The 25,319-nt window shown below is 70.4% G+C and carries 24 protein-coding genes; 14 read left to right on the forward strand and 10 right to left on the reverse strand.

The window, feature by feature from the left end; genetic code table 11:
• Positions 1 to 15: 15 nt before the first annotated feature.
• The gene (locus ABD987_RS41275) at positions 16 to 897 is read left to right on the forward strand and encodes a cyclase family protein (protein ID WP_345407841.1); all 882 of its coding nucleotides are present in this window, start codon (positions 16 to 18) and stop codon (positions 895 to 897) included.
• A gap of 152 nt (positions 898 to 1,049) precedes the next feature.
• On the opposite strand, the gene pheT is transcribed toward ABD987_RS41275, so the two are convergent.
• The 6 genes from pheT to infC form a co-directional block, all read right to left on the reverse strand.
• On the reverse strand, positions 1,050 to 3,617 hold the full coding sequence (pheT, locus tag ABD987_RS41280) for a phenylalanine--tRNA ligase subunit beta (RefSeq protein ID WP_345407843.1): 2,568 nt from the start codon (positions 3,615 to 3,617) through the stop codon (positions 1,050 to 1,052).
• Positions 3,617 to 4,699 (reverse strand): phenylalanine--tRNA ligase subunit alpha, encoded by a 1,083-nt coding sequence (gene pheS, locus ABD987_RS41285; protein WP_345407845.1) that lies wholly within the window; start codon positions 4,697 to 4,699, stop codon positions 3,617 to 3,619. The genes pheT and pheS overlap by 1 nt, the downstream gene beginning before the upstream one ends.
• Positions 4,700 to 4,853: 154 nt before the next feature.
• Positions 4,854 to 5,693: a TrmH family RNA methyltransferase gene (locus tag ABD987_RS41290; protein ID WP_378214170.1), complete on the reverse strand. Its 840-nt coding sequence runs from the start codon at positions 5,691 to 5,693 to the stop codon at positions 4,854 to 4,856.
• Entirely contained in the window at positions 5,690 to 6,067 is a 378-nt protein-coding gene (gene rplT, locus ABD987_RS41295) for a 50S ribosomal protein L20 (RefSeq protein WP_345407847.1), read from the reverse strand. The genes ABD987_RS41290 and rplT overlap by 4 nt, the downstream gene beginning before the upstream one ends.
• A gap of 70 nt (positions 6,068 to 6,137) precedes the next feature.
• Complete coding sequence (gene rpmI, locus ABD987_RS41300) at positions 6,138 to 6,332, reverse strand: 50S ribosomal protein L35 (protein ID WP_345407849.1); 195 nt, start codon at positions 6,330 to 6,332, stop codon at positions 6,138 to 6,140.
• Between the two features lie 115 nt (positions 6,333 to 6,447).
• The gene (gene infC / locus ABD987_RS41305; RefSeq protein WP_345407851.1) at positions 6,448 to 7,056 is read right to left on the reverse strand and encodes a translation initiation factor IF-3; all 609 of its coding nucleotides are present in this window, start codon (positions 7,054 to 7,056) and stop codon (positions 6,448 to 6,450) included.
• A 204-nt stretch (positions 7,057 to 7,260) separates the two neighbouring features.
• Between infC and ABD987_RS41310 the strand changes: the two genes are divergently transcribed.
• The 3 genes from ABD987_RS41310 to ABD987_RS41320 all read left to right on the forward strand — a co-directional run bounded on the left by ABD987_RS41310 (position 7,261) and on the right by ABD987_RS41320 (position 9,343).
• The gene (locus tag ABD987_RS41310; RefSeq protein ID WP_345407853.1) at positions 7,261 to 7,620 is read left to right on the forward strand and encodes a DUF1844 domain-containing protein; all 360 of its coding nucleotides are present in this window, start codon (positions 7,261 to 7,263) and stop codon (positions 7,618 to 7,620) included.
• Between the two features lie 68 nt (positions 7,621 to 7,688).
• Positions 7,689 to 8,339 (forward strand): GntR family transcriptional regulator, encoded by a 651-nt coding sequence (locus tag ABD987_RS41315; RefSeq protein WP_378214169.1) that lies wholly within the window; start codon positions 7,689 to 7,691, stop codon positions 8,337 to 8,339.
• On the forward strand, positions 8,339 to 9,343 hold the full coding sequence (locus ABD987_RS41320; RefSeq protein ID WP_345407857.1) for a 1-aminocyclopropane-1-carboxylate deaminase: 1,005 nt from the start codon (positions 8,339 to 8,341) through the stop codon (positions 9,341 to 9,343). The genes ABD987_RS41315 and ABD987_RS41320 overlap by 1 nt, the downstream gene beginning before the upstream one ends.
• Positions 9,344 to 9,453: 110 nt before the next feature.
• Here the strand turns inward: ABD987_RS41320 and ABD987_RS41325 are convergent, their stop codons facing one another.
• From ABD987_RS41325 to ABD987_RS41335, 3 genes are all read right to left on the reverse strand, one after another.
• Positions 9,454 to 9,837 carry a RidA family protein gene (locus ABD987_RS41325; protein ID WP_345407859.1) on the reverse strand — a complete coding sequence of 128 codons (384 nt, stop codon included), beginning with the start codon at positions 9,835 to 9,837 and terminating at the stop codon, positions 9,454 to 9,456.
• Positions 9,837 to 10,595 (reverse strand): IclR family transcriptional regulator, encoded by a 759-nt coding sequence (locus ABD987_RS41330; protein WP_345407861.1) that lies wholly within the window; start codon positions 10,593 to 10,595, stop codon positions 9,837 to 9,839. Before ABD987_RS41330 ends, ABD987_RS41325 begins: the two co-directional genes overlap by 1 nt.
• Before the next feature lie 156 nt (positions 10,596 to 10,751).
• A complete protein-coding gene (locus tag ABD987_RS41335) occupies positions 10,752 to 11,690 on the reverse strand; it encodes a sugar kinase (protein WP_345408031.1) in 939 nt (312 codons plus the stop codon).
• 166 nt (positions 11,691 to 11,856) lie between these two features.
• On the opposite strand from ABD987_RS41335, the gene ABD987_RS41340 reads away from it, so the two are divergent.
• From ABD987_RS41340 to ABD987_RS41375, 8 genes are all read left to right on the forward strand, one after another.
• Positions 11,857 to 13,173 carry an amino acid deaminase gene (locus ABD987_RS41340; RefSeq protein WP_345407863.1) on the forward strand — a complete coding sequence of 439 codons (1,317 nt, stop codon included), beginning with the start codon at positions 11,857 to 11,859 and terminating at the stop codon, positions 13,171 to 13,173.
• 12 nt (positions 13,174 to 13,185) lie between these two features.
• On the forward strand, positions 13,186 to 14,781 hold the full coding sequence (locus ABD987_RS41345) for an N-acyl-D-amino-acid deacylase family protein (protein ID WP_345407865.1): 1,596 nt from the start codon (positions 13,186 to 13,188) through the stop codon (positions 14,779 to 14,781).
• A complete protein-coding gene (locus tag ABD987_RS41350; RefSeq protein WP_345407867.1) occupies positions 14,778 to 16,166 on the forward strand; it encodes a GntP family permease in 1,389 nt (462 codons plus the stop codon). Before ABD987_RS41345 ends, ABD987_RS41350 begins: the two co-directional genes overlap by 4 nt.
• A 53-nt stretch (positions 16,167 to 16,219) precedes the next feature.
• Entirely contained in the window at positions 16,220 to 17,362 is a 1,143-nt protein-coding gene (locus ABD987_RS41355; protein ID WP_345407868.1) for a lactonase family protein, read from the forward strand.
• Positions 17,363 to 17,402: 40 nt separating this feature from the next.
• The gene (locus ABD987_RS41360) at positions 17,403 to 18,686 is read left to right on the forward strand and encodes an extracellular solute-binding protein (RefSeq protein WP_345407870.1); all 1,284 of its coding nucleotides are present in this window, start codon (positions 17,403 to 17,405) and stop codon (positions 18,684 to 18,686) included.
• 3 nt (positions 18,687 to 18,689) lie between these two features.
• Entirely contained in the window at positions 18,690 to 19,652 is a 963-nt protein-coding gene (locus ABD987_RS41365; protein ID WP_345407872.1) for a carbohydrate ABC transporter permease, read from the forward strand.
• Positions 19,653 to 19,762: 110 nt separating this feature from the next.
• Positions 19,763 to 20,551 carry a carbohydrate ABC transporter permease gene (locus ABD987_RS41370; protein WP_345408033.1) on the forward strand — a complete coding sequence of 263 codons (789 nt, stop codon included), beginning with the start codon at positions 19,763 to 19,765 and terminating at the stop codon, positions 20,549 to 20,551.
• A gap of 9 nt (positions 20,552 to 20,560) precedes the next feature.
• Positions 20,561 to 21,952 (forward strand): beta-N-acetylhexosaminidase, encoded by a 1,392-nt coding sequence (locus ABD987_RS41375; protein WP_345407874.1) that lies wholly within the window; start codon positions 20,561 to 20,563, stop codon positions 21,950 to 21,952.
• A gap of 287 nt (positions 21,953 to 22,239) precedes the next feature.
• Here ABD987_RS41375 and ABD987_RS41380 read toward each other — a convergent pair whose 3' ends face one another.
• Positions 22,240 to 22,866: a PadR family transcriptional regulator gene (locus ABD987_RS41380; RefSeq protein ID WP_345407876.1), complete on the reverse strand. Its 627-nt coding sequence runs from the start codon at positions 22,864 to 22,866 to the stop codon at positions 22,240 to 22,242.
• A 121-nt stretch (positions 22,867 to 22,987) separates the two neighbouring features.
• On the opposite strand from ABD987_RS41380, the gene ABD987_RS41385 reads away from it, so the two are divergent.
• Both ABD987_RS41385 and ABD987_RS41390 read left to right on the forward strand, forming a co-directional pair.
• Positions 22,988 to 24,352 (forward strand): FAD-dependent oxidoreductase, encoded by a 1,365-nt coding sequence (locus ABD987_RS41385; RefSeq protein ID WP_345407878.1) that lies wholly within the window; start codon positions 22,988 to 22,990, stop codon positions 24,350 to 24,352.
• Between the two features lie 33 nt (positions 24,353 to 24,385).
• Complete coding sequence (locus tag ABD987_RS41390; protein WP_345407880.1) at positions 24,386 to 25,219, forward strand: MBL fold metallo-hydrolase; 834 nt, start codon at positions 24,386 to 24,388, stop codon at positions 25,217 to 25,219.
• Positions 25,220 to 25,319: the final 100 nt, after the last annotated feature.

Here is a 25,319-nt window from a genome sequence, read left to right on the forward strand (position 1 = left end):
AGAGGACCCAACCACATGGCCGATCCGGCTGCTCACGACCTGCCTGACAACTGGGGCCGGTGGGGATCCGACGACGAACTCGGGACACTCAACCTCATCACCGACGAGGTGCGCGCGAAGGCGGCCGCGGAGGTGCGGACCGGTCGATGGGCCTCGCTGGCGCAGCCGATCATCCCCAACCCGATGATCAGCAGCCCGTTCGCGCCCACGACGGTGGACGTCTCGCCCGTGCAGCAGATGGTGTCCCACACCGGGGTCGGCGTGGCAGCCGATCTGATACTGCTCACGAACCACCACGCGAAGTCGACACACATCGACGCGCTGGCGCACTGGTCGACCGACAACGAGGTCTACCCCGGTCGCCCGAGGGACCAGATCGTGACGGCCGCGGGCGTCACCTTCGGCTCGACGACGGCCTTCGCCGCCGGCATCGTCACGCGAGGGGTCCTGCTCGACCTTGCCGCCGAGGAACCGCTGCCGTCCGGGCACGCGGTGACCTCGCGCGACCTCGAAGACGCCGAGCAACGGCAAGGCGTCGAGGTACGGTCGGGCGACGCGCTGGCGGTGCGGTTCGGCTGGCCCGCCGACCCGCTCCTTCCTGGCAAGCCGACACCGGGAATCAGCCTCGACGCGGTGCGCTGGATGCACCGTCGCGGGGTCGCCCTCTACACCGGCGACCGGGGCGACGCCTATCCACCACTCGACCCTGCCGACCCGTCGCCGCTGCACGGCGTCGCGCTGGGTCGGATGGCGATGCCGCTCATCGACGGCTCACAGCTCGACGACCTCGCGGCGCTGTGCGCCGAGCTCAAGCGCTACAGCTTCCTGCTCACCGTTGCCCCACCGCGCATCCACGGCCTGACCGGCGTCGCGGTCAACCCCATCGCCGTGTTCTGAGCACGCAACCGCGTCAGCCATAAGGCTTCGCGCGATGGACGGCGAGCAACGTCACGGGTGCGTTCCGACCGGGATGCCGAGGCGTCCTCGCCGCAGGGGTGCCCGGTCCGTGGGGAAGACGGTCGCGCCGCCTCCCCCACGGACCGGAGCACTCAGGCGCGGATGGTGGCGCCGAACCGTTCGCCCGCCGCGGCGACGGCGGCGTCACGGGCCTTCGTGGCCTCTTCGACGGTCAGCGTCCGGTCCGGGGCGCGGAACCGCAGGCTGTAGGCCAGCGACCGGTTGCCCTCGCCGACCTGCTCACCGCTGTAGGCGTCGAAGAGCGTGATGTCCTCGAGCAGCTCGCCCGCCCCGGCGCGCAGCGCCTCGGCCAGATCGGCCGAGGGTACGTCCGCGGCCGCGACGAGCGCGACGTCGAGCAGCACCGGCGGGTAGCCCGACACGCTCGGCGCCGGACGCGAGTCCGGCAGCGGGATCGCGTCCAGGTCGAGTTCCATCGCGACGGTGCGCGGCGGCAGACCCAGCGCCTCGACCACCTTCGGGTGCAGCTCACCGGCGTGGCCGACCGGCCACTCCCCCACCTTCAGCCGGGCACAGCGGCCGGGGTGGAACGGCGGCAGATCGGCGGCGGACACGGTCAGCTCGACACCGGCGGCCTCGGCGACCGTCCGCGCGGCCTCCACCGCGTCGGCCCAGTTCGCCTGCTCGCCCTTGCCCCACCAGCCCGCCCGCTGCCGCTGGCCGGCCAGCACCACGCCCACGTGCAGCGGCTGCATCGGCACCGCCGCTTCGAGCACGGCCAGTTCCTCGTCGGCGGGCCGCCGCTCGACACCGAGCTCCGGCACCTTGACCGGGTTCGGCGCGGGCAGGACGACCTGTCCGATGTGGAAGAGCGCGACGTCCTTCGTGCCGCGGGAAACGTTGCGCTGCAAGGTGTCCAGCAGTCCGGGCAGCAACGTGGTCGTCATCCGGTCGCGGTCGGCTTCCAGGGGGTTGCGCACCCGCACCGTCCTGCGGCGCGCGTCGTCGGCGGGCAGGCCGAACGCGTCCCACACCGCTTCGCCGACGAACGGGAACGGCAGCACCTCGACGTACCCGGACTCCGCCAGCGCCCGCGCGACACCGCGACGGCGGCGCTGCCGGTCGGTGAGCCCACGACCGGCGGGCGCGGCGGGCAGCGTGGACGGGATGCTCTCGTACCCCTCCAGCCGCAGGACCTCCTCGACGAGATCCGCCGGCTGCACGAGGTCACCACGCCAGCTCGGCGGGATCGCGGTGACGAGCCCGATGCCGTCGTCGCTGGTGCTGACGGCGACCTTGCAGCCGATCTGGGCGAGCCTGCGGACCGTCACGCCCCGCTCGTAGCGCACCCCGGCCACCTGGTCGGGCAGGTTGATCGGCATGGTCACCGGCGGGTTCGGCTCGACGCCGCCCTCGTCGGTACGGCCCGGTTGGATCGACCCGTCGCCGTACTGGCGCAGCAGGTTCGCCGCCAGTTCGACCGCGACGGCGCACAGCTGCGGGTCGGTGAACCGCTCGAACCGCTTGGCCGCCTCGGAGAAGAGCTTGTGCCGGCGCGCGGTGCGGCTGATCGACGCGGGATCCCAGTGCGCCGCCTCCAGCAGCACATCGGTGCTCTCCGGCGTGATCTCGGTACTCGCACCGCCCATGGTGCCGGCCAGCGAGATGACCCCGGAGTCGTCGGCGATCACCACGTCGTCGACGTCGAGCACGCGCTCGGCATCGTCCAAAGTGGTCAGTTTCTCGCCCGGCTTCGCCTTGCGCACCACCAGATCGCCCTGCACCGCGCTCGTGGCGAACGCGTGCAGCGGGTGCCCGAGTTCGAGCATGACGTAGTTGGTGACGTCGACCGCGAGCGAGATCGACCGGATCCCGGCCAGCATCAGCCTGCGGCGCATCCACCACGGGGTCGGGGCGGTGGCGTCGAGGTCCTTGACGCGGCGCAGCACGAACCGGCGGCAGCCCTCGGTGTCCTCGACACGCACCGGCCACGCGTCACGGTCGGCCTCCGGCACCTCACGCTGGCCGGGGTCGCCGAAGGGCACGTCCAGCGCGTTCGACAGTTCCCTGGCCAGCCCGCGGATGGACAGGGCGTAGCCGCGGTCCGGAGTCGGCGTGACCTCGATGAGGGTGTCGTCCAGCCCGAGCAGCTCCCGCGCGTCGTCACCGGGGCTGGCGGTCGCCGGCGGCAGCACGAGGATGCCGGAGTGGTCGTCGCCGAGGCCGAGTTCGCGCGCCGAGCAGATCATGCCGTCGCTGGTCCGGCCGTAGGTCTTCCGCGCGCCGATGGCGAAACCGCCGGGCAGCACGGCGCCCGGCAGCGCGACCACGACGAGGTCGCCCTCGGCGAAGTTGCTGGCACCGCAGATGATCCCGCGCGTCTTCAGCCCGTGCGGGCCCTCGTGTTCGAAGGGGCCGTCCTCGTCGTCGTCCTCGTCGTCCGGCTCGGCCTCGCCGGCGGCGGTGACGTCATCGGACTCGCCGACCTCGACGCGGCAGAACCGGATCGGCTTCTTGAACTCGGTCAGCTCCTCGATCTCGGCCACCCGGCCGACGACCAGAGGGCCGGTCACCGGGCCGAGCCCGCTGACGTCGTCGACCTCGATGCCGATCCGCACGAACGCGTCGACCAGGTCCTGGGTCGTCACTTCCTCGCTGACGTCGAGGTGCTCGGTCAGCCAGCTCACCGGAACCCGCATCAGGCCTCCGTTCCGAAGGGAAGGGTGAACCGCACGTCGCCCTCGACCATGTCGCGCATGTCGGGGATGCCGTTGCGGAACTGCAGGGTGCGCTCGATGCCCATGCCGAAGGCGAAACCCGAGTACACCTCGGGGTCGACACCGCAGGCGCGCAGGACGTTCGGGTTGACCATGCCGCAGCCACCCCATTCGACCCAGCCGGGCCCGCCCTTCTTCTCCTCGAACCAGACGTCCACTTCCGCCGAAGGCTCGGTGAACGGGAAGAAATGCGGCCGCAGCCGGGTTTTCGAGCTTTCGCCGAACATCGCGCGGGCGAAGGCGTCGAGCGTGCCCTTCAGATGGGCCATCGTGATGCCCTTGTCCACGGCGAGCCCCTCGACCTGGGTGAACACCGGGGTGTGCGTGGCGTCCAGCTCGTCGGTGCGGTAGGTGCGGCCGGGGCAGACGACGTAGACGGGCAGGTCGCGGTGCAGCAGCGCGCGGGCCTGCACCGGCGAGGTGTGCGTGCGCAACACCAGCCCGGAGTCCTCTTCACCGACGTAGAAGGTGTCCTGCAGCTGCCGCGCCGGGTGGTCCTTGCCGAAGTTCAGCGCGTCGAAGTTGAACCACTCGGCTTCCAGCTCGGGCCCCTCGGCGATCTCGTAGCCCATCGCGACGAAGGCGTCGGCGACCCGCTCGGAGACGGTGCTGATGGGGTGCCGGGCGCCACGCGGGATCCGGTCCCACGGCAGCGTGACGTCGACCGTCTCTTCGCGCAGCACGCGCTCGTCACGCTCGGCCTGCAACTCGGCGCGGCGCGTGTCGAAGGCGGTCTGGATGGCCTGGCGTGCCTCGTTGACCCGCTTGCCCGCCTCGGCCTTCTCGGCCTTGGCCAGCGCGCCGATCTCCCGGCGGGCGAGCAGCAACGGCGACTGGTCACCGAGATGCGCAGGCTTCACGGCGGCCAGCTCGTCGAGCCCGGCCGCGGCCGCGAACTCCGCCTCGGCCCGCTCGACCGCGTTCCGCAAGGCTTCCTGAGTAAGCACAGTCGGGGCGAGCGCAGCCACGGGCTGGGCATCCTGCTTGTCGTTGGCTTCGGACATAGCTCCTCGGCGTCCGGCTGGACTGGTCGGTCCGTGTGCCGACGACCCCGTCGCACACGCTGATTCTTCAAGCGTGGGAATTCTATGGGATCCCGTCGGCGGAGGGCCGGTCGCCCTTGGCGGGCGCCACCGTGGTCACCAAGGGGGTGAATCGCTACCCGTTCGGCTGACGCGCGGCCATCGCGGTGGCGTAGACGCACACCGCCGCCGCGGTCGCCAGGTTGAGGCTTTCCGCTCGTCCGTACAACGGAATACGCACCGCGAGATCGGTCGCGCCGAGGATCTCGGCCGGCAGGCCGTGCGCCTCGTTGCCGAACACCCACGCGGTCGGCGGGGTGAGGTCGATCCGGTCCAGCTCGGTCTCCGCGTAGCCGTGGGCGGCGAGGGTGCGCAGCCCGGCGGACGCGCAGGCGCCGAGCGCGGCGGGGACGTCGCGGACCCGGGCGATGGCGGGGTGGAAGAGGCTGCCCGCGGCGGCGCGGACGCACTTGCCGTTGTGCGGGTCGACGCTGTCGCCCGCGAGGACCACCGCGTCGGCGCCCGCGGCGTCGGCGACCCGGATCACCGTGCCCGCGTTACCGGGATCGGCGACGTCGACGAGCACGACGACGAGCCGGGCACCCGCCGCCACGACCGTCTCGAGTGGACGGTCGATGAGGGCGCAGACCGCGACGATTCCTTGCGGCGTCACGGTTTCGGACAGCCCACCCGCGGCGCGGTCGGTGATCGGCGAGACCGGGACACCGGCCTCCTCCGCCACCGCGAGCAGGTTCTCGTGCTGCGCCGCGGCGCGTTCGGTGACGAACAGTTCGTGGACGGTGCCCCCGCCGTCCCAGGCGTGCGCGAGCGCGGCTTCGACGGCGTTGGCCCCTTCGGCGAGGAACCGGCCGGTCTTGTCGCGTTCCGCGCGCCGGGTCAGCTTGCGCGCAGCAACGACCCGGGGGGTCCGTTCGGTGAACGGAGCCGCCCCGGGCCGGGAAAACGGGCTGGTCAGGCCGACTTCGCTTCGCCGGTCGACACGTTCGCCTTGGCCAGCTCGGCCAGCGCGGTGAACGCGGCGGCGTCGTTGACCGCCAGGTCGGCGAGGATCTTGCGGTCCACCTCGACACCGGCGGCCTTGAGGCCCTGGATGAACCGGTTGTAGGTCACGCCGTTGGCACGGGCCGCCGCGTTGATGCGGGTGATCCACAGCTGCCGGAAGTCACCCTTGCGGGCGCGGCGGTCCCGGTAGGCGTAGTTGAGCGAGTGGAGCGTCTGCTCCTTGGCCTTGCGGTACAGCCGCGAACGCTGGCCGCGGTAACCGCTGGCCAGTTCGAGAGTTGCGCGACGCTTCTTCTGGGCGTTGACCGCCCGCTTGACGCGTGCCACGGGTCCATCCTGTCAATCTCGGGGGGCGCGCACCCACGCCCCGGGGGTGTTCAGAGCAATAGCGGTGAGGTCAGCGGCCGAGCAGGCGCTTGACGCGGCCCACGTCGTTCTTCGCGACCTCGGTGGTGCCTTCGAGGCGCCGGGTGAGGCGGTTGGACTTCTTCTCCATCAGGTGGCGACGGCCGGCCTTCTGGCGACGGAGCTTGCCCGAACCCGTGACGCGGATCCGCTTGGACGTCCCGCTGTGCGTCTTCATCTTCGGCATGGTTGTTGTCCTCTTCCGTGCGGCGGCACACCGGTGTGCCCGGTGTGCCGCTGACATGTGCTGGGCGGGCTGTGACGGGACAGCCCCTCCCGGTGACCGACGAGGTCGGGCGGAGTCAGCCTTCGGGGGCGGGCTCGGCCTTCGCCGTCTTCGGCTTCACGTTCTTGTGCGGGGCCAGCACCATGATCATGTTGCGCCCGTCCTGCTTGGGCGACGACTCGACGAAGCCCAGCTCGGTGACGTCGTCGGCGAGCTTCTGCAGCAGCCGGAACCCGAGCTCCGGGCGCGACTGCTCGCGACCGCGGAACATGATCGTGACTTTGACTTTGTTACCCGCCGCCAGGAAGCGCGACACGTGACCCTTCTTGGTCTCGTAGTCGTGCTGGTCGATCTTCGGGCGCAGCTTCTGTTCCTTGATGACCGTCAGCTGCTGGTTGCGGCGTGACTCACGGGCCTTCTGCGCACTTTCGTACTTGAACTTGCCGAAGTCCATGAGCTTGCACACCGGCGGACGTGCCTGCGGCGCGACCTCGACGAGGTCGAGATCGTTCTCCTGCGCCAGGCGCAGCGCATCCTCGATCCGGACGATGCCGACCTGTTCACCGGCGGGCCCGACGAGTCGGACCTCCGGCACCCGGATACGGTCGTTGATGCGTGTCTCGGAGCTGATGGGGCCTCCTTGGTCAGGGGATACGTTTCTCTCGTGCCGACCTGGTGCCCACATAGCGAAGGCCCCGACGCCGATTTCGACGTGCGGGGCCCACTCTTTCCGATCGCACCCGGCCGAAGCCGAGCACTCCGCTCGAACAGCAGTACTGCCGAGCGGGACCGGACCCGGCCACCTGAACGGTGACGCGGGTGGGAGCGGGGCTCCACTTGCTGGCCCCCGATCGCTCGGGGGCTGGTCGCTCGTGGAAGGGTACCAGACGTGTCGGAACAACCATCTCAGCAACCCCCGTATTCCCCGGACGTCCGCGACCTGGAGGACATCCCGAGCGTCGAGGTGATCAGCAGGGCGGCCGTCATGCTGCTTTCCGCCGGCGCCGAACGCCTCGGCCTCGCCGACGCCGATCCGGAGAACTCGCCGCACCGCGATCTCGACGAGGCCCGCAGGCTGATCACCGCGCTCGCCGGGCTGGTCACCGCCTCGGCGGAGTACCTCGGCCTGCACGCCGGACCGCTGCGTGACGGCCTCCAGTCCCTACAGAAGGCGTTCCGCGAGGCCTCCGCGGTCCCCGACGCGCCCGGCCAGGGCCCCGGCGAAAAGTACACCGGCCCCGTCTACTGATCCCGCGCTGTCCCCGTCCCACCGGAACTCCCTTCCGGTGCGGTCGTCCGACAGCTAACATGTTAGATATGAGCACTCCTGGACTGGGCCGGGTTTCCCGTTCCCTGCTGCGCGACGAGGCCTACGGGCGCATCCGCCACGCGATCGTCGACGGCAGGCTGCCGCCCGGCACCGCGCTGCGCGACGCCGATCTCGCCGAGCAGCTCGGCCTGTCCAGGGCGCCGGTCCGCCAGGCACTCACCCGGCTCACCGAAGAGGGCCTCGTCGAGTCGAAGCCGCAGAGCTACACCCGCGTCGCCGGGATCGCGGCGAACGACGTCCGCGACGCGCTGGAACTGACCCGTGTCCTGCACGAACTGGCAGTCCGCTCGGCGATCCCCCGGCTCGGCACGCGCGAGGTCGCCGCGATGCGGGCGGCCAACGACCGGTTCGCCGAAGCCGTCGCCGCGGGTGACGTCGCGGCCGCCGTGGCCGCCGACGACGAACTACACGACGTCGCGGTGCGTGCCTGCGGGAACCGGGCGGTCGCCGCGACGATCGACCGCTACACCCCGCTGCTGCGGCGCCTGGAGTACGCGCGGTTCGCCTCCCTGCCCGCGCAGCGCTCCGTCCGCAGGCACACCGAGCTCATCGACGCGATCGAAGCGGGCGACGTCGATCGCGCCACCGCCGTCGTCTCGACCATCTGGACCGACCTCGAACCACTACTGGAGGACTGATGTCGCTTGCCGAGTTCGACCGCTTCCCGCTGTTGTTCGGCCCCTCCCCCGTCCATCCGCTCGAACGGCTCACCGCGCACCTCGGCGGCGCGTCGGTCTGGGCGAAGCGCGAGGACGTGAACTCCGGGCTGGCGTTCGGCGGCAACAAGACGCGGAAGCTGGAGTACCTCGTCGCCGACGCGCTGGCCACCGGAGCCGACACGCTCATCTCGATCGGCGGTGTGCAGTCCAACCACACCCGGCAGGTCGCCGCCGCGGCCGCGCGGGCCGGGCTGAAGGCGGTGCTGGTCCAGGAAAGCTGGGTCGACTGGCACGACCCGCTCTACGACAGGGTCGGCAACATCCAGCTGTCGCGCATCCTCGGCGCCGACGTGCGGCTGGTCCGGGCGGAGTTCGGGATCGGCTTCAAGGAGAGCTGGGCGAACGCGGTCGCGGAGGTGGAGGCGGCGGGCGGACGGCCGTACCCGATCCCGGCTGGTGCCTCGGACCACCGGCTCGGCGGGCTCGGCTTCGCGAACTGGGCGGTCGAGCTGCAGCGTCAGGAGGCCGAACTCGGGATCTTCTTCGACACCATCGTGGTCGCGGCGGGCACCGGGAGCACCCAGGCCGGGATGATCGCGGGCGCCGCGCTGGGCGACCGGCCGCGGCGGATCCTCGGCATCGACATCACCGCGAAGCCGGACGAAACCCGGGACGCGGTGACGAGGATCGCGCGGAACACCGCCGAGCTGATCGGCGCGCGGCCGATCGAGGACGCCGACGTCCTGCTCGACACGCGGTACCACGCCGGGGTGTACGGCATTCCCGACGAGTCCACTGTGGACGCCATCCGCACACTCGCCCGGCTCGAAGGCGTCCTCACCGACCCGGTGTACGAGGGCAAGTCGATGGCGGGGCTGATCGACCTGGTGCGCACGGGCGAGATCCCGCGCGAGGCGAACGTGCTCTACGCCCACCTCGGCGGCCAGCCCGCGCTCAGCGGCTACACGTCCGTCCTCGGCTGAACGTCCTGGATTCGAACGCCCCAATGTGGCGTTCGGTGCGTCCAACGCACCGAACGCCACATTGGGTGCGTCCAGCGCACCCAATGCCACATTGGGGCGCTCGTCCGGGGCTAGTCCAGCACGCAGAGCACGTCGATCTCGACGAGCAGCTCGCCGGGGAGCCCGACGTAGACGGTCGTCCGCGCCGGGTGCGGCCCCTCGCCGATCAGCTCGTTGTAGACCTCGTTGAACGGCGCGAAGTGCGCGGTGTCGGTCAGGTAGACACGCACCATCACCGCGTCGGCAAGGCTCGAACCGGCCGCTTCGAGCACGGCCTCGATGTTCTTGAACGTCTGCCGGGTCTGGCCGACGACGTCCTCGCCGACGACCGCGCCGGTGGCCGGGTCGAACCCGACCTGGCCCGCGACCTGGAGGATGTTCCCCTTGCGGACGGCCTGCGAGAACTTCGCCGGCGGCTTCGGCGCGTTCTCGGTGGAAACTGCCGTCTTGCTCATCAGTGCCCCTTTCGGTTCCCCGTCCATCCACTGTGGACGGAAGCTTCCTCGGTGGCGGCCAGCAGCTCGGGCACGAGCGCGAGCAGGCCGTCGAAATCCAGCAGTACCTTGGGCACCGACATCGACGCCGCGGCCAGCACGTCGCCGTCCGCTCCCCGGATCGGCGCCGCGACGCAGTGGATGAAGTCCTCGTGCTCGGCGTCGTCCACCGCGTACCCCTGCTCGGCGACACGCGTCAGCTCGGCGAGGAACGCCTCGGGCGAGGCGATCGTGTTCGGCGTGAGCACGACGTAGTCGATCGAGCGCGCGATCTCCTCCCGCCGCGTCGCGGGCATGTCCGCCACCAACACCTTACCCACGGCCGTGCAGTGCAGCGGCGCGCGCTTCCCGATCCGCGAGTACATCCGGACCGAGTGCGTGCCCTCGTACTTGTCGATGTAGACGACCTCGCCGTCCTCGTAGCTGGCGAGGTGCACGGTGTGCCCGGTGCGCTCGTTCAGCGCCGCGAGCGCGGGCTGGGCGCTGCGGCGCACGTCGTTGCTCTCCAGCGCCTGGTTCGCGAGATCGAACAGCGCGCTGCCCAGCCGGTAGTGCCGCACACCCTCCCGCCGGACGAAATGGTGCGACTCCAGGGTGCGCAGCAACCGCAGCACCGTCGACTTGTGCACGCCGACCTCCTCGGCGAGCTGGTCGAGCGTCCTCGGCTCCTTCGTCAGCCCGCGCAACAACGTCAGCGCGCGGTCCAGGCTCTGACTCATGCGATCGCCTCGCTCCGCGAGACTGTGCCCAATCCCTCTTGGCGCATGACAACCATGATTCGCTCGCAAGCGTCGCTCATGCGATCGCCTCGCTCCGCGAGACTGTGCCCAATCCCTCTTGGCGCATGACAACCACGATTCGCTCGCAAGCGACGCTCATGCCACCACCCCCAACCCGGTCAGCCGCGCCGCGGCCCAGCCCTCGGCGTCGGCGGTGAGCAGACTGTCCACAACGGACGCCGCCAGCGGCGCGCCGACGTCGTCGTGGGTAAGCAGCGTGGCCGCGGCCTGGAGATGCCCGCGCCGCAGCCGGGTCAGCGGGTCGGCACCGGCGAGCGTCGCGGCCAGGAACCCTGCGGCGAAGGCGTCACCCGCCCCGACCGGCTCGACGACGTCGACCCGCAGCGCCGGGGAGAACACCGGTTCGGCGCCGCGCTCGGCCAGCGTCACGCCACGCTCGGAGTGCTTGACCACCACCGTGTCCGGGCCCGGCAGCAGGGCGCGGAGCCGGTCCGGATCGCCGGTGCCCCAGACCTTCTGCGCCTCGTCCTCCCCGGTCAGCACGATGTCGGCGGAGTCGGCGAGTTCCGCGAGCACGGACACGTCCCGGCCCGCCCAGAGCGCGGGCCGGTAGTTGACGTCGAAGGAAACCCGGGTGCCGCCGCGCGGCGCGGCGAGCAACGCCCGCACCAGCTCCAGGCAGCTGTCCGAAAGCGCGGGCGTGATCCCGGACAGGTGCAGCACGCGGACGTCGGTGAGATCCACGCGGTCGAGCACCTCGGGCCCCATCGCCGAGGCCGCCGAGCCCGCGCGGTAGTACCGCACCGGGCTGCCCTGCGCGCCGGACTCCTTGAGGTAGAGCCCGGTCGGCCGCGCCGAATCGACGGCGACCCCGCTGACGTCGACGCCCGCGGCCGCGATGTCCCGCACCATCGCGCGGCCGAACGGATCGTCACCGACCGCGCTCACCCAGCCGCTGGTCACCCCGAGGCCGGGCAGGTGACAGGCCACATTGGACTCGGCACCGCCGATCGTGCGCAGCCAGGTGCGGACGTCCTCGGGGGGTCCTGGCTCGGCGGGCACGAACAGCGCCATCGACTCGCCAATGCACAGCACGTCCGGCGCGCATGTCACGTCCTGATCTCCTGTCGTTCTTCCGCCGTTGACCTCTCGCGGGACGGATGCTACACCTAACCCACGCATTCTGCGCAACGCCCGTTGCAAGGTACGCAACGGCACCGGACAACCGAGGTGGTCACTGATGTCCCCCGAGAACACCGTCTGCACCATGGACGCCGCCGCGCTGGCGGCGGTGGACGAGGAGCGGATCGACTGGCGGTTCCGTTCGGTGCCCCCGGCCCTGTCCGGACTCACGCTCGGCGAAGCCGCGCGGCGCCGGGCGCGGCTGTTCGACGACGGCTTCTTCGGTCCGTTCGTGGTGCTCGACGCCGAAGCGCTGGAGCACAACCTGAGCACGATGGCGGACTGGTGCGCCGCGCGCGGGGTCGCCCTCGCCCCGCACGGGAAGACCACCATGGCGCCGCGGCTGTTCGCCCGCCAGATCGACCACGGCGCCTGGGGCATCACCGCGGCGAACGCCGGGCACGTGCGGATCTACCGCGCGTTCGGGGTGTCCCGCATCCTGCTGGCCAACCAGCTGCTCGACCCCGCGGGCCTCCGCTGGCTCGCCGCCGAACTGGCCGCCGATCCGGCGTTCGAGTTCGTGTGCTGGGTCGACTCGGTGCGCGGGGTCGAGCTGATGACCGAGGCACTCGCCGGGACGGCCCGCCCGGTGGACGTCCTGGTGGAGCTCGGCGCGGACGGCGGCCGGACCGGCGTACGGGACCAGGAGACGGCCCTCGCGGTCGCCGAGGCGGTACACGCCAGCCCGGCGCTGCGGCTGCGCGGCACCGGCGGCTACGAGGGCGCGTTGTCCCACGGCACCGACGACGCCGCGCTGACCAAGATCAGTTCCTATGTGGACACGCTCCGCGACGCGGTGATCGCCTTCGCGGACAAGGGTTTGCTCGACACGTCCGCACAAGTGATCGTCACCGCGGGCGGGAGCGCGTACTTCGACCGGGTCGCCGACGAGCTGACGAAGCCGTGGCCGGACGGGCTCGACGTCCTCCCGGTGCTGCGCAGCGGCGCGTACCTGACGCACGACGACGGGTTCTACCGCGAGATCTCCCCGCTCGGCGAGCATCCGCGCATCGCCGACGTCCCGCCGTTCCGTTCCGCGCTGCGGGCGTGGGCGCAGGTGACGTCCAAGCCCTCGGCCGAGCTGGCGCTGCTGACCATCGGCAAGCGCGACGCCTCCTTCGACGAAGGCATGCCCGAACCCCGGCTGCACCGGAGTACCGGCGGCGAGGTCACCGAGCTGACCGGGCACACCGTCACCAAGCTCAACGACCAGCACGCCTTCCTCGCGCTACCCGCCGGCTCGCCGGTCGAGGTCGGCGACTGGATCGGGCTCGGGCTTTCCCACCCGTGCACGGTGTTCGACAAGTGGCCGCTGATCCCGGTGGTGGACACCGACGGCGAGACGGTCGTCGACTTCGTCCGCACCCACTTCTGAGGCGGATTCCCCATGGACATCGTCATCCGAGGGGCGCTGGTCGCCGACGGCACCGGTGACCCGCTCACCCGCCACGACGTGGGCATCACCGGCGGCCGCGTCGCGAGCGTCGCGGAGGCCGGGTCACTGGCCGGGCGGCGGCACATCGACGCCGACGGGCTCGTCCTCGCGCCCGGCTTCATCGACATGCACTCGCACTCCGACCTGCGGTTGCTGGCCGAGCCGGATCATCTGGCGAAGGTGTCGCAGGGCGTGACCACCGAGGTACTCGGCCAGGACGGGCTTTCCTACGCCCCGGTCGACGACGCGACGCTCGAGGCGCTGCGCCAGCAGCTCGCCGGGTGGAACGACGACCCGCCGGGGTTCGACTGGAACTGGCGGTCGGTCGGCGAGTACCTCGACCGGCTCGACCAGGGCGTCGCCGTCAACGCGGCCTACCTCGTCCCGCAGGGCACGGTGCGGATGCTCGCGGTCGGCTGGGAGGACCGCCCCGCCACCGAAGCCGAGCTGAACCGGATGAAGGAACTCGTCGCGACCGGGCTCGCCGAGGGCGCCGCCGGCATGTCGTCCGGGCTCACCTACACGCCGGGCATGTACGCCGACACCGCCGAGCTGGTCGAACTGTGCCGCGTCGTCGGTGAGCTGGGCGGGTTCTACAGCCCGCACCACCGCAGCTACGGGCGCGGCGCGCTGGAAGCGTTCGCGGAGATGGTCGACGTCTCACGCCGCTCCGGCTGCCCGCTGCACCTCGCCCACGCGACGATGAACTTCTCGGTGAACAAGGGCAAGGCACCGCAGCTGCTGTCCCTTTTGGACGAAGCGCTCGACGAGGGCTGCGACATCACGCTCGACACCTACCCGTATCTGCCAGGCGCGACCTACCTCTCCGCGCTGCTGCCGAGCTGGGCCACCGAGGGCGGCCTGGACGCGACACTCGCCCGGCTGTCCGATGTGGACACCAGGGAGCGCATCCGCGCGGAGATCGAGGAAACCGGTTCGGACGGCGCGCACGGGGTGCCGATCGAATGGGACGGCATCGAGATCAACGGCGTGCGACGAGCGGAAAACGCTTTCCTCGTCGGCCACAGTGTCGCGGCCTCGGCCCGCGCGGCGGGAAAGTCCCCGGCGGAGCTGTACTTCGACGTCCTGCTCGACGAACGGCTCGGCACCTCGTGCCTGATGCACGTCGGGCACGAGGAGAACGTCCAGGCGATCATGCGGCACCGCACGCACACCGGCGGCAGCGACGGCCTGCTCGTCGGTGACCGGCCGCACCCGCGTGCCTGGGGCACCTTCCCCCGTTACCTCGCCCGCTACGTCCGTGAGCTGGGGGTGCTCGACCTCGCCGAATGCGTGGCGCACCTGACCGGGCGCGCGGCACGGCGGCTGCGGCTGGCCGACCGCGGGCTCGTCCGCGCCGGGTACGCCGCGGACCTCGTGCTGTTCGACCCCGACGCGGTCCAGGACACCGCGACCTTCGACAACCCGCGGCAGCCCGCCGCCGGGATCCACCACGTCTTCGTCAACGGCGTCGCCGCCATCGACGACGGCCGCCCCACCGGCGCGCTCGCCGGCCGTTCACTCCGCAATCCCGGGAGACGTCGATGATCCACTGGCTGCAAGCCACCACCCCCGGCCTGCTGACGCTGGCCGCCGCGTCCATCGCGGTCCTGCTCCTGCTGATCATCCGGTTCAAGATGGAGCCGTTCATCGCGCTGATCGTGGTCGGCCTGCTGACCGCGCTGGCCGCGGGCGTGCCGGTCGGCACCCTGGTCGGTTCCGCGCAGAAATCGTCGGAATCCTTGCTGGAGAAGGGTTTCGCCGGCATCCTCGGGCACATCACCGCGATCGTCGGGCTGGGCACGCTGCTCGGCGCGATCCTGGAGAAATCCGGTGGCGCGCGGGTGCTGACCTCGGCGCTGCTGCGGGCCTTCGGGCAGAAGCGCGCCCCGCTGGCGATGGGCATCGCCGGGCTGATCTTCGGTATCCCGGTCTTCTTCGACATCGGCATCTTCGTGCTGGCCCCGCTGGTCTACGCCGCCGCGAAGCAGGGCGGCCGTTCGATCGTGCTGTACTGCATGCCGCTGCTGGCCGGCCTGTCGATCACGCACGCGTTCCTGCCACCGCACCCCGGCCCCGTCGCGGCCGCCGGGCTGCTGCACGTCGACCTCGGCTGGGTCATCCTGATGGGCGCGGTCTGCGGGATCCCGGCGTGGTTCATCGGCGGCGTGCTGTACTCGAGCTGGGTCGGCAAGAAGGTGAACGTCCCGCTGGCCGAGGAGTTCGCGAACCTCGCCGGTGACGGTGAGGAAACCGAGAAGCCACCGTCGCTCGGGCTCGTCGCCTTCATCATCGCGGTGCCGATGGTACTGATCCTGCTGGGCACGTTCGGGAGCATCTGGCTGCCGAAGGGCTCCGTCGCGGCCGGGATCGCCAACTTCGCCGGTACCCCCGCCGTCGCGCTGACGATCGCCGTGCTGCTGGCCTCGTGGCTGCTCGGCACACGTCGCGGCATGACCGGGAAGGCCCTCGCCGACCTCTCCTCAGCGTCGCTGCGCCCGGTCGCGATGATCCTCCTGGTGATCGGCGCCGGCGCGTTCTTCGGCGCGGTCCTGCAGGCCACCGGGATCGGCAAGGCGGTGGCCGGGTCGCTCGGCGACGCCGGACTGCCGGTCATCCTGTCCGCCTACGTGATCAGCTGCGGTCTGCGGATCGCGCAGGGCTCCGCCACCGTCGCGATCGTGACGACCAGCGGGATCATCGCGCCGACTGTGGCCGAGCTGCACTACTCGCAGGCACAGCTCGCGCTGCTCGTGGTCGCGATCTCGGCCGGGTCCATCATCGCCTCGCACGTCAACGACGGTGGCTTCTGGATCGTTTCGCGGTACTTCGGCCTTTCCGTGGCGGACACCCTCAAGACGTGGACCGCGCTGGAAACAGTTCTTTCCGTTTCGGGTTTCGGCGTGGCAGCATTGCTGATGGCTGTGGTCTAAACCACTCACGGCCGGACGCACCTACCACGCCTCACCTACCACTGGGAGACACGATGGCTGGGCTTTCTCGACGCACCTTCCTCGGCGGCGTCGGCGCCGCCGGACTCGGCACCGTCCTCGGCGCGCAGCTCGCGAACGCGGCGACCACCGCCACCGACGCCTGCGTCGCCGACATCACGGCGTACCTCGGCAGCTACACCAACGAAACGCCAGCCGGGCACGGGCTCGACGTCTCGGGCCGCACGGGAACCGTGCCGACGCTCCAGCCGGTCAAGACCGTTCCCGGTGTCCCGAACGCGTCGTGGTTCGGCCTGAGCAGGGACCGCCGCACGCTCTACGTGACCGACGAGGGCGACAACGGGAAGATCGCGGCGCTGAACGTCGACAACCCGGCCAAGCCCCGGTTGCTGGGCAGCAAGTCGTCGAAGGGTGGCTCGCCCACGCACCTTTCCGTGCACCCGAGCCAGAAGTACGTGCTGGCCGCGAACTACGGCACCGGCACCGTCGTGGTCCTGCCGATCCTCGCCGGGGGCAGGCTCGGCGACGCGACCGACCTGGCCCAGCACGTCGGCGCGGAGCGGCAGGCCCACGCCCACCAGGTGGTCAGCGACCCGACCGGGCGCTGGGTGCTGTCGGTGGACCTCGGCGCCGATTCGGTCTACGTCTACAAGCTGAACCTCGCGACCGGGAAGCTCACACTGAACCAGCAGCTCAAGCTGCCCTCGGGTGCCGGGCCCCGGCACCTGGTGTTCCACCCGAACGGCCGGCACGCCTACATCGTCGGCGAACTGCGCGCCGAGGTCACGATCGCGAGCTGGGACGCCGGCTCGGGCAAACTGACCGCGTTGTCGGTGGTCCCGGCGGTGCCGCCGGGCACCACCGGCGACCAGTACCCCGGTGAGATCATCACCTCGCGGGACGGGAGGTTCGTCTACGCCACCGTGCGCGGGCCGAACACGCTCGCCACCTTCACCACCGCCGACGACGGCGCCGCACTGAAGCTGGTGTCCACTGTGGCCAGTGGGGGCAACTGGCCGCGGCACGTCGCGCTCGACGCGGGCGAGAAGTGGTTCTACGTCTCCAACCAGCGTTCCGGCACCGTCACCTGGTTGCCCCGCGACCCGGCCACCGGTCTGCCGGGCGCGGTCACCGGTTCACTCGCCGTTCCGTCGGTGAACTCGGTTTTCTTCGTCTGATCCGGCTTTCCAGCAACGCCGCTGATTTACTGGAGGATTGATGAGATTCCGCCGTACCCTCACCGGGCTGGCCGCCGTCGGCCTGCTCGCCGGCTGCGCGCCCGCGCAGTCCGGCCCCGCCGGTTCCGGCGGGGACGAGAAGACCGGCACGGTGCGCGTCTGGCTCTTCGACGAGGCCAACCGCGCGCCCAAGGAGGCCGCGGTCAAGGAGGCGATCGCGGAGTTCAAGGCCGCGCACTCCGGCGTCGAGGTCGACGTGCAGTGGGTCCCGGTGGAGGGGCGGGCGGACAAGTTCTCCGGCGCGTTCAACGACCCGTCGAACGCGCCCGACGTCGCCGAGTTCGGCAACACGGACGTGGCCAGCTACGCGACCACGGGCGCGTTGTCGGACCTCGGCGGCGACCTCGCGTCGTGGCCGGAGGGCAAGGACGTCATCCCGTCCGTGCTGGACACCGCCAAGTCGGGCGGGAAGACCTACGGACTGCCCTGGTTCACCGGCATCCGCGCGCTGTACTACCGCACCGACGTGTTCACCGAACTCGGTCTCCAGCCGCCGAAGACGATCGCCGAGCTGACCGAGACCGCCCGCCGGATCCACGCCGCCAAGCCGGACCTGTACGGGATCTCGGTCGGTGGCAAGTACACCTACGCGATGCTCCCGTTCCTGTGGGCCGCCGGTGGCGAACTGGCCAAGCAGGACGGTGCGAAGTGGACGTCCACTGTGGACTCCGAAAAGGCGAAGGCGGGGGTCACGGCCTACGCGAACCTGCTCAAGGACGACATCTGCCCGCCCGCCCAGTGCGCGAACCTGACCGGTACGCAGAGCGTGCAGGCCTTCTCGGGCGGCAAGGCCGGGATGACCATCGGCGGTGACTTCAACCGCAAGGCCGTCGACCAGGGCGCGGTCAAGGGCAAGTACACGGTGATCCCGCTGCCCGGCACCCAGGCGGGTTCGACCGCGCCGACGTTCGCCGGTGGCAACCTGCTCGGCGTGTTCGGGGCGAGCAAGCGGCACGGGCTCGCGGTCGACTTCGTGAAGCTGCTGGGCGGCGCCAAGTACCAGGAGAAGATGTACGCCGCGATGGGGAACCTGCCGACGCTGAAGAGCGTGCAGGAGAAGCTCGCCGCGAACGACCCCTTCCTGAAGCCGTTCGTCGACTCGATCGCCGCGGGCACCAAGTTCGTGCCGAGCACCCCGGCGTGGTCCAAGATCGACAGCCAGAACGTCCTGCCGACCGCGGTCCAGCAGATCGCGACCGGCGCGAAGGATCCCACCGCCGCGCTGGCCGGGGCCGCCGAAGCGATGAACAAGGCCTTCGGGTAACCGATGGTCACCCAGCAACTGCCGGTCGCCGCACCGGCCCGTCCGCCCGCGCCGGTGCACCGGCGCGGGCGGCGCCGGGACGGCCGCGCCGCCGCGCTCTACCTCGCCCCGGCGGGGATCCTCCTCGCCGCCGTCCTCGTGTACCCGATCTACCAGCTGGTCGTGATCTCGTTCTACGACTACGGCCAGCCCCAGGCCGCGGGCACCGCCCCGCTGGTGTTCCTCGGATTCGGCAACTACACCGAGCTACTGGCCAACTTCCAGTTCTGGACCGTGCTCGGTAAGACGCTCGGGTTCGGCGCGGTGTGCGTGGTCGGCGGCCTCGTCGTCGGCACCGGGCTCGCCGTGCTCGCCAGTCGCGTCCGCGCGCTGCCCAGGATCCTGCTGTTCCTCGCCGCGCTCGGCGCGTGGGCGACCCCGGCGATGGCCGGGTCGTACGTGTGGCTGTTCCTGTTCGACACCGACTTCGGCATCGTCAACGAGGTGCTCTCGGGCCTCGGTTTCGGCTCGATGGCCCACCATTCCTGGACCTTCGGCACGCTCGACGCGTTCGGGCTGGTCGCGGCCGAGGTGATCTGGTGCTCGTTCCCGTTCGTCATGGTGACGATGTACGCGGGCATCAAGGGCATCCCCGAAGAGGTGCTGGAGGCCGCGTCGCTGGACGGCGCGTCCACCTGGCGGGCGACCCGGTCGGTGATCCTGCCGATGGTGCGGCCGCTGCTGATGATCGCGACCATCCAGTCGATCATCTGGGACTTCAAGATCTTCACCCAGATCTACGTGATGACCAACGGCGGTGGCGTGGCCGGGCGCAACCTGGTGCTCAACGTCTACGCCTACCAGCAGGCCTTCGCCGGGCAGGAGTACGGGCTCGGGTCGGCGATCGGAGTCGTGATGACGCTGTTGCTCCTGTCGATCACCGGGCTCTATGTCCGGTCGCAGCGCCGGAGCGCGGCATGGGTGTGACCTCTCCGCGTCCGACGACGCTTTCGACAGCACGACGTCCGGCGGCGTCGCGCCGCGTCCGGCGTCCCGGCAGGCTGGTCGCCGAGATCGTCACCGTGGTGATCGCCGGGATGATCGCGTTCCCGCTGTACTGGATGGTGCTCTCGGCATTCAAGCCGGCGGGCGAAATCCAGTCCGCGCACCCGAAACCGTGGACGTTCGCGCCCACTTTGGACAGTTTCACCCGGGTGTTCACGGTGTCGGGCTTCGGCCGGTTCTTCGTCAACAGCCTGCTCGTCGCGGTCGTCGTGGTGGTGCTGTCGCTGCTGATGTCGTTCCTGTCCGCGGTCGCGCTGACCCGGTTCCGCTTCAAGGGACGCACCGTGCTGCTGATCATGATCCTGGTGGCGCAGATGGTCCCGGTGGAGGCGCTGACGATCCCGCTGTTCTTCCTGATGCGCTCGATCGGCGGAGTCGTCCCGGCCTTCGGGCTGAACGAGCTGGGCTCGCTGGTGCTCGTGCACCTGGCGTTCAGCCTGCCGCTGGCGATCTGGATGCTGCGGGGATTCGTCGCCGCGGTGCCGGTGGAACTGGAGGAGGCCGCGAAGCTCGACGGCGCGTCGCGGATGCGGTTCACCTGGCAGATCCTGTTCCCGCTGGTGGCTCCCGGCCTGGTGGCGGTCAGCGTCCTGGCGTTCATCCACGCCTGGAACGACTTCCTGTTCGCGAAGACGTTCATCATCTCCAAAACCGAGAACCAGACGCTGCCACAGGCGATCCTGGTGTTCTTCAAACCGGAGGACACCGACTGGGGCGCGGTGATGGCGTCCTCGACCCTCATGACGATCCCGGTACTGGTCTTCTTCATCTTCGTCCAACGACGCCTGGTCTCCGGACTGAGCGGTGCAGTGAAGGGCTGAAAGGCTGACATGCACGGATTCGAAACCCTGCTCCCCCGCCCGGTCTCGGTGACCCCGCTGCCCGGCGAATGCGCGTGGCCCGCCGAGGTCACCGTGCGGACCGGGGCGGACCTGCCCGCGGAGGGCTACCGCCTGGAGATCGACCCCGGCGGCGTGACCCTGTACACCGCCGACGCGGCGGGCGAGGTGTACGGGCGGCAGACCCTGCGCCAGCTCGCCGGGCCGGACGCGTTCCGCGCCGCGTCGATCCACAGTGGACCATCCACTGTGCCCTGCGGGGTGATCGAGGACCACCCTCGCTACGGCTGGCGCGGCTGCCTGTTCGACGTCGCGCGGAACTTCCGCACCAAGGCGGAGGTGCTGCGGTTCATCGACCTGCTCACCGCGCACAAGCTCAACGTGCTGCACTTCCACCTGACCGACGACCAGGGCTGGCGGATCGAGGTGCCGGAGTTCCCCCGGCTGACCGAGGTCGCCTCGTGGCGGCGGGAGTCGATGGTCGGCAGGCACGACGGCCCGGAACGCGACGGCCGTCCGCACGGCGGGTTCTACACCACCGACGACCTGCGGGAGATCGTCGCCTACGCGGCGGCGCGCGCGGTCACCGTCGTGCCCGAGATCGACATCCCTGGCCACGCGCGGGCCGCGATCACCGCCTACCCGGAACTCGGGCCCGAATCGGCAACCCCCTGGGAGGTCTGGACTTCCTGGGGTGTCAGCACCTCGCTGCTCAACCCCGTCGAGTCCACATTGGATTTCTTCCGCCGGGTTTTCGACCATGTGCTCGACATCTTCCCGTCCGAGGCGATCTGCCTCGGCGGCGACGAGGTCCCCGGCATCACCCCGGCGCATTACCGGCTCGTCGCGGACCTCGCGCGGTACCTGACCTCCCGGGGACGGCGCGCGTACGGCTGGGACGAGGTCCTCGACTCCGCCGACCTGCCGCCGATGGTGATCGGGGCGTGGCGGGAGGAGGCCGCGGGCATCAAGGCGGCCGAGGCCGGCCACGACGTCGTGCTGTGCCCGGAGGACCGGGTCTACCTCGACCACCGGCAGTCGGATCATCCCGACGAGCCGATCCCGGTCGGTTTCGTGCAGACGCTGGAACACATGTACGGCTACGAACCCGCGCTGGACGGGCCGCGGCTGCTCGGGGTGCAGGCTCAGCTGTGGAGCGAGCACCTGGACACCGTGCGCCGGGCGGACTACGCCGCGTTCCCCCGGCTGTGCGCGATCGCGGAGGTCGCCTGGAGCCCGGCGGGCCGGGACTTCGCGGAGTTCCTGCCCCGGCTGCGGGATCACCACCTGCCGCGGCTGGACGCGCTCGGCGTCGAGTACCGGCCGCTCGACGGGCCGCACCCGTGGCAGACCCGTCCCGGCGTCCCGGGCCGCCCGCGCTGATCCCGTGGTAAGCCCGCGTGCTGAAGGACGCCTTCAGTGCGTTGGGCGCTGTGAAGGACGCCTTCAGTGCTTTGAGCGCACCGAAGGCGTCCTTCAGCACATCCGGCACCGCTGCCGCACACCAGCCACGTCGTGTCCCGGACGGTCCGTTCGGGACCTCCGAGCCCGCCCGTGCCGCGAACGACGCGTAACGGACGTTCATCGTCGCGAACGCGTCGTTCAGGGCACACAAGACGGGACAGGGGCGACCACTTCGGGTGCGCGGCCACGTTCGCGGCCCGCCGAACTCAGCCCGGCCGCCGGGCTCGTTCGACGGCGGCCTGGAACTCTTCGAAATCCTTCCTGCGCCAGGACAGTGAGCCGGATTCGAGCTCGGCGACCACCGAGTCCACCCAGCGCAGCTCGGCTTCCGTGACCGCCCGGACGTACTCCGTCTCCAACATCGACACGCGGGGTATCGGCATGCCCGCGACCTCGGACCCGAGCGCGGCGTCCAGTTCCGCCAGCCGCTGGACGAGCCGTTCCCGGCGCCGGGTGAGCTGCTCGCGGACGAACCCCGGGGTGAAGCCAGGGGCGAACGACAACGCCGCCGGGAATTCGGGGAACTCGTTGCGCGGCGTGGAAAGGATCTCCCCCATCCACTGTTCGAGGGCCGCCCTGCCCGCGTCGGTCGTCCGATACGTGGTGCGCTCGGGGTACTGCTGATCACGGCCGGTGCCCTCGACGGCGATCAGGCCCGCCTCGTGGAGCCTGGTGATCATCTTGTACAGGCTCGCTCGCTGGCCGACGTTGATGACCTCGTCCTTCCCCCACTGCTTGATGAGCTGCTGCATGCCGTACGGGTGCAGCGGAGTGGCTTCGAGCAGCCCGAGGACGGCGAGCGCGAGCGGCGAGCGACGGAACGTGGTCGGCATGCGTACAACTTATACTAGTTGACATGACACTAGTAGCCAAGCAACTATTGCCGAGGGCGCCCACCGGCACCCGACGGGTCTCCACCCGGCTTCATCACCACCACGTACAAGGGGAACAGCTGTGCACGTACTCGTCATCGGCGCAGGCACCGGGGGACTGTGCCTCGCCCAGAAACTCAAGCGGGCGGGAATCTCCGTCGCGGTCTACGAACGCGACCGCACCCGGACGGACGGCCTCTTCGGCTTCCGCGTCGGCATCTCCCCGGACGGCTCGCGCGCCCTGCGCGCCTGCCTGCCGCCGGATCTGCACGACACCTTCCGCGCCACCGCGGCGATCAGGCCGCGCTATCTCAACATGCTTTCCGAACACCGACGTGAGCTGCTCAGCATCGACAACGCCGGGATGGGCACGATCGAGGACGAGCACTCGGTGAGCCGGATGACGCTGCGTCAGCTCCTGCTCACCGGTATCGAGGACGTCGTGCACTTCGACAAGAAGTTCACCCGCTACGAACGCCACGACGACGGCACGGTGACCGCCTGGTTCGCCGACGGGACCTCCGCCACCGGAGACGTCCTCGTCGGCGCGGACGGCACGGGCTCACCGGTGCGGCGCCAGTACCTGCCGCACGCCAGGCTGCGCGAGACCGGCCTCTTCGGCATCACGGGCAAGCTGCCGCTGACCGAGCAGACCGCGAAGCTGCTCACCCCCAAGATCCACCGCGGTGTCTCCATGGTTTTCGGCCCACGCGGCGACAGCGCGATCATCCACGTGATGGAGTTCAACTGGAACGAGCGAGGCCAGGTCAAGCACGGCATCGGCGGCAACGACGCGGAACTGCTCACCCGGTGGCCGGGGCTGCAGTTCGACAACACCCGCGACTACATCATGCTCGGCTTCGGCTCACACCGGCGCTACCTGCCGGAGAACTTCATGAGCCTGGACGGGCCCGCGCTGCACCGGATCCTCCGGGAACGCACCGCGAGCTGGCATCGAGACCTCCACCGGCTCTTCGAACTCGTCGACACCACGACCTGCTTCCCGCTCAACATCCGCACCACCGAAACGGTCGCGCCGTGGGAAACCACCAACGTCACGCTGATCGGCGACGCGATCCACACCATGACGCCCGGCCTGGGCGTCGGCGCGAACACCGCCCTTCGCGACGCCCGCGTTCTCGGCGAAAACCTTGTCGCGGCAAGGGATTCCGGAACACCGGCGCTCGACGCGATCAGGGGATACGAAGAGCGGATGCACGGCTACGCGTGGGACGCGGTCCGGAAGTCGCTCGAACGCTTCGACGGCGAATCCGCGGTGTACAAACCGGGTATCGGCAGGCTCGCGCTGGCGGGGATGCGCACCGGGATGCGCCTGGTCAACCACCTGCCCCCGGTCAAGCGCAGGATGGCCGCGGCGCAGGGCGCCGAGCGCGGGCACAACCGCGCTGGGGAAGGCGAGGCCGGGCAGGTCCGAGAACACGGTTGACCTCCAGCGCCCTGGAGGTTTGATCATGGTCGGATGACTACCTGGATCTGTGACGGCTGCGGCCTGGAACACCCGGAATCCGCCGAACCACCACCGCGTGACGGCTGCGTTTTCGACCGTGGCGAAGTGAGTATCGAGGAACGCGGCGACCTCGGCCCGCACGGGCAACGGTGGGTGACACACGAGGAACTGGCCGCACAGCCGCACGAAATCGCGTACCGCGACCACGGCCGCGGCCTGCACAGCTTCCGGCGGACGCCGCGGTTCGCCATCGGGCAGTGGTCGTTCCTCGCGCGGACCCCGCACGGCAACCTGCTCTGGGACCCGCCCGCCTATCTCGACGAGGAGATCGCCGGCCTGGTACGCGAACTCGGCGGGGTGGCGGTGATCGCGACCAGTCATCCGCACATGTTCGCCGCGCAGGTCACCTGGAGCCACGAGTTCGGTCGCGTGCCGGTGCTGGTGAACGCCGACGACGCCGAGTGGGTACCGCGGCCCGATCCGGTGATCGAGTACTGGAAGGAACACGCGGAACCCCTGCCCGGCCTCGAACTGATCCAGGTCGGCGGGCACATGAAGGGCAGCTCGATCGCGCACACGAGCGACGGGACGCTGCTGGTCGGGGACTCGATCAGCGGCGTCCCCGCGCATCCGGCCTGGGTCTCGTTCACCCGGAACTTCCCCAAGCTCGTGCCGCTGTCCCCCGCGGTGGTGCGCCGGATCGTCGACCGGCTCGACGGCTGGGAGTACGACCGGCTCTACACCCTCGGCGGCGACGGCATCGACCGTGACGCCAAGGAGATCGTGCACCGCGCCGCGGAGCGCCACATCCGGTGGGCGAGCGGGGAGTTCGATCACCTCACCTGAACGGGTTGGCGTTCACGCCGAGCCGTATAGGGCGTTATACGAATGCGAGGTGCCGAAAGTTCGCCCGTTCGAGCGGCAACCTTCGCGGTAGTGGCGTGCG

This window comes from Amycolatopsis samaneae, assembly GCF_039541975.1.
GTDB lineage: Bacteria > Actinomycetota > Actinomycetes > Mycobacteriales > Pseudonocardiaceae > Amycolatopsis > Amycolatopsis samaneae.

Bases quoted from the DNA above. Each gene is read 5' to 3' on its own strand.
- ABD987_RS41275 (WP_345407841.1), top strand. From the start codon at position 16: ATGGCCGATCCGGCTGCTCACGACCTGCCTGACAACTGGGGCCGGTGG.
- pheT (WP_345407843.1), bottom strand. From the start codon at position 3,617: ATGCGGGTTCCGGTGAGCTGGCTGACCGAGCACCTCGACGTCAGCGAG.
- pheS (WP_345407845.1), bottom strand. From the start codon at position 4,699: ATGTCCGAAGCCAACGACAAGCAGGATGCCCAGCCCGTGGCTGCGCTC.
- rpmI (WP_345407849.1), bottom strand. From the start codon at position 6,332: ATGCCGAAGATGAAGACGCACAGCGGGACGTCCAAGCGGATCCGCGTC.
- infC (WP_345407851.1), bottom strand. From the start codon at position 7,056: ATGTGGGCACCAGGTCGGCACGAGAGAAACGTATCCCCTGACCAAGGA.
- ABD987_RS41315 (WP_378214169.1), top strand. From the start codon at position 7,689: ATGAGCACTCCTGGACTGGGCCGGGTTTCCCGTTCCCTGCTGCGCGAC.
- ABD987_RS41320 (WP_345407857.1), top strand. From the start codon at position 8,339: ATGTCGCTTGCCGAGTTCGACCGCTTCCCGCTGTTGTTCGGCCCCTCC.
- ABD987_RS41325 (WP_345407859.1), bottom strand. From the start codon at position 9,837: ATGAGCAAGACGGCAGTTTCCACCGAGAACGCGCCGAAGCCGCCGGCG.
- ABD987_RS41330 (WP_345407861.1), bottom strand. From the start codon at position 10,595: ATGAGTCAGAGCCTGGACCGCGCGCTGACGTTGTTGCGCGGGCTGACG.
- ABD987_RS41335 (WP_345408031.1), bottom strand. From the start codon at position 11,690: ATGGCGCTGTTCGTGCCCGCCGAGCCAGGACCCCCCGAGGACGTCCGC.
- ABD987_RS41340 (WP_345407863.1), top strand. From the start codon at position 11,857: ATGTCCCCCGAGAACACCGTCTGCACCATGGACGCCGCCGCGCTGGCG.
- ABD987_RS41345 (WP_345407865.1), top strand. From the start codon at position 13,186: ATGGACATCGTCATCCGAGGGGCGCTGGTCGCCGACGGCACCGGTGAC.
- ABD987_RS41350 (WP_345407867.1), top strand. From the start codon at position 14,778: ATGATCCACTGGCTGCAAGCCACCACCCCCGGCCTGCTGACGCTGGCC.
- ABD987_RS41355 (WP_345407868.1), top strand. From the start codon at position 16,220: ATGGCTGGGCTTTCTCGACGCACCTTCCTCGGCGGCGTCGGCGCCGCC.
- ABD987_RS41360 (WP_345407870.1), top strand. From the start codon at position 17,403: ATGAGATTCCGCCGTACCCTCACCGGGCTGGCCGCCGTCGGCCTGCTC.
- ABD987_RS41365 (WP_345407872.1), top strand. From the start codon at position 18,690: ATGGTCACCCAGCAACTGCCGGTCGCCGCACCGGCCCGTCCGCCCGCG.
- ABD987_RS41370 (WP_345408033.1), top strand. From the start codon at position 19,763: ATGATCGCGTTCCCGCTGTACTGGATGGTGCTCTCGGCATTCAAGCCG.
- ABD987_RS41375 (WP_345407874.1), top strand. From the start codon at position 20,561: ATGCACGGATTCGAAACCCTGCTCCCCCGCCCGGTCTCGGTGACCCCG.
- ABD987_RS41380 (WP_345407876.1), bottom strand. From the start codon at position 22,866: ATGCCGACCACGTTCCGTCGCTCGCCGCTCGCGCTCGCCGTCCTCGGG.
- ABD987_RS41390 (WP_345407880.1), top strand. From the start codon at position 24,386: ATGACTACCTGGATCTGTGACGGCTGCGGCCTGGAACACCCGGAATCC.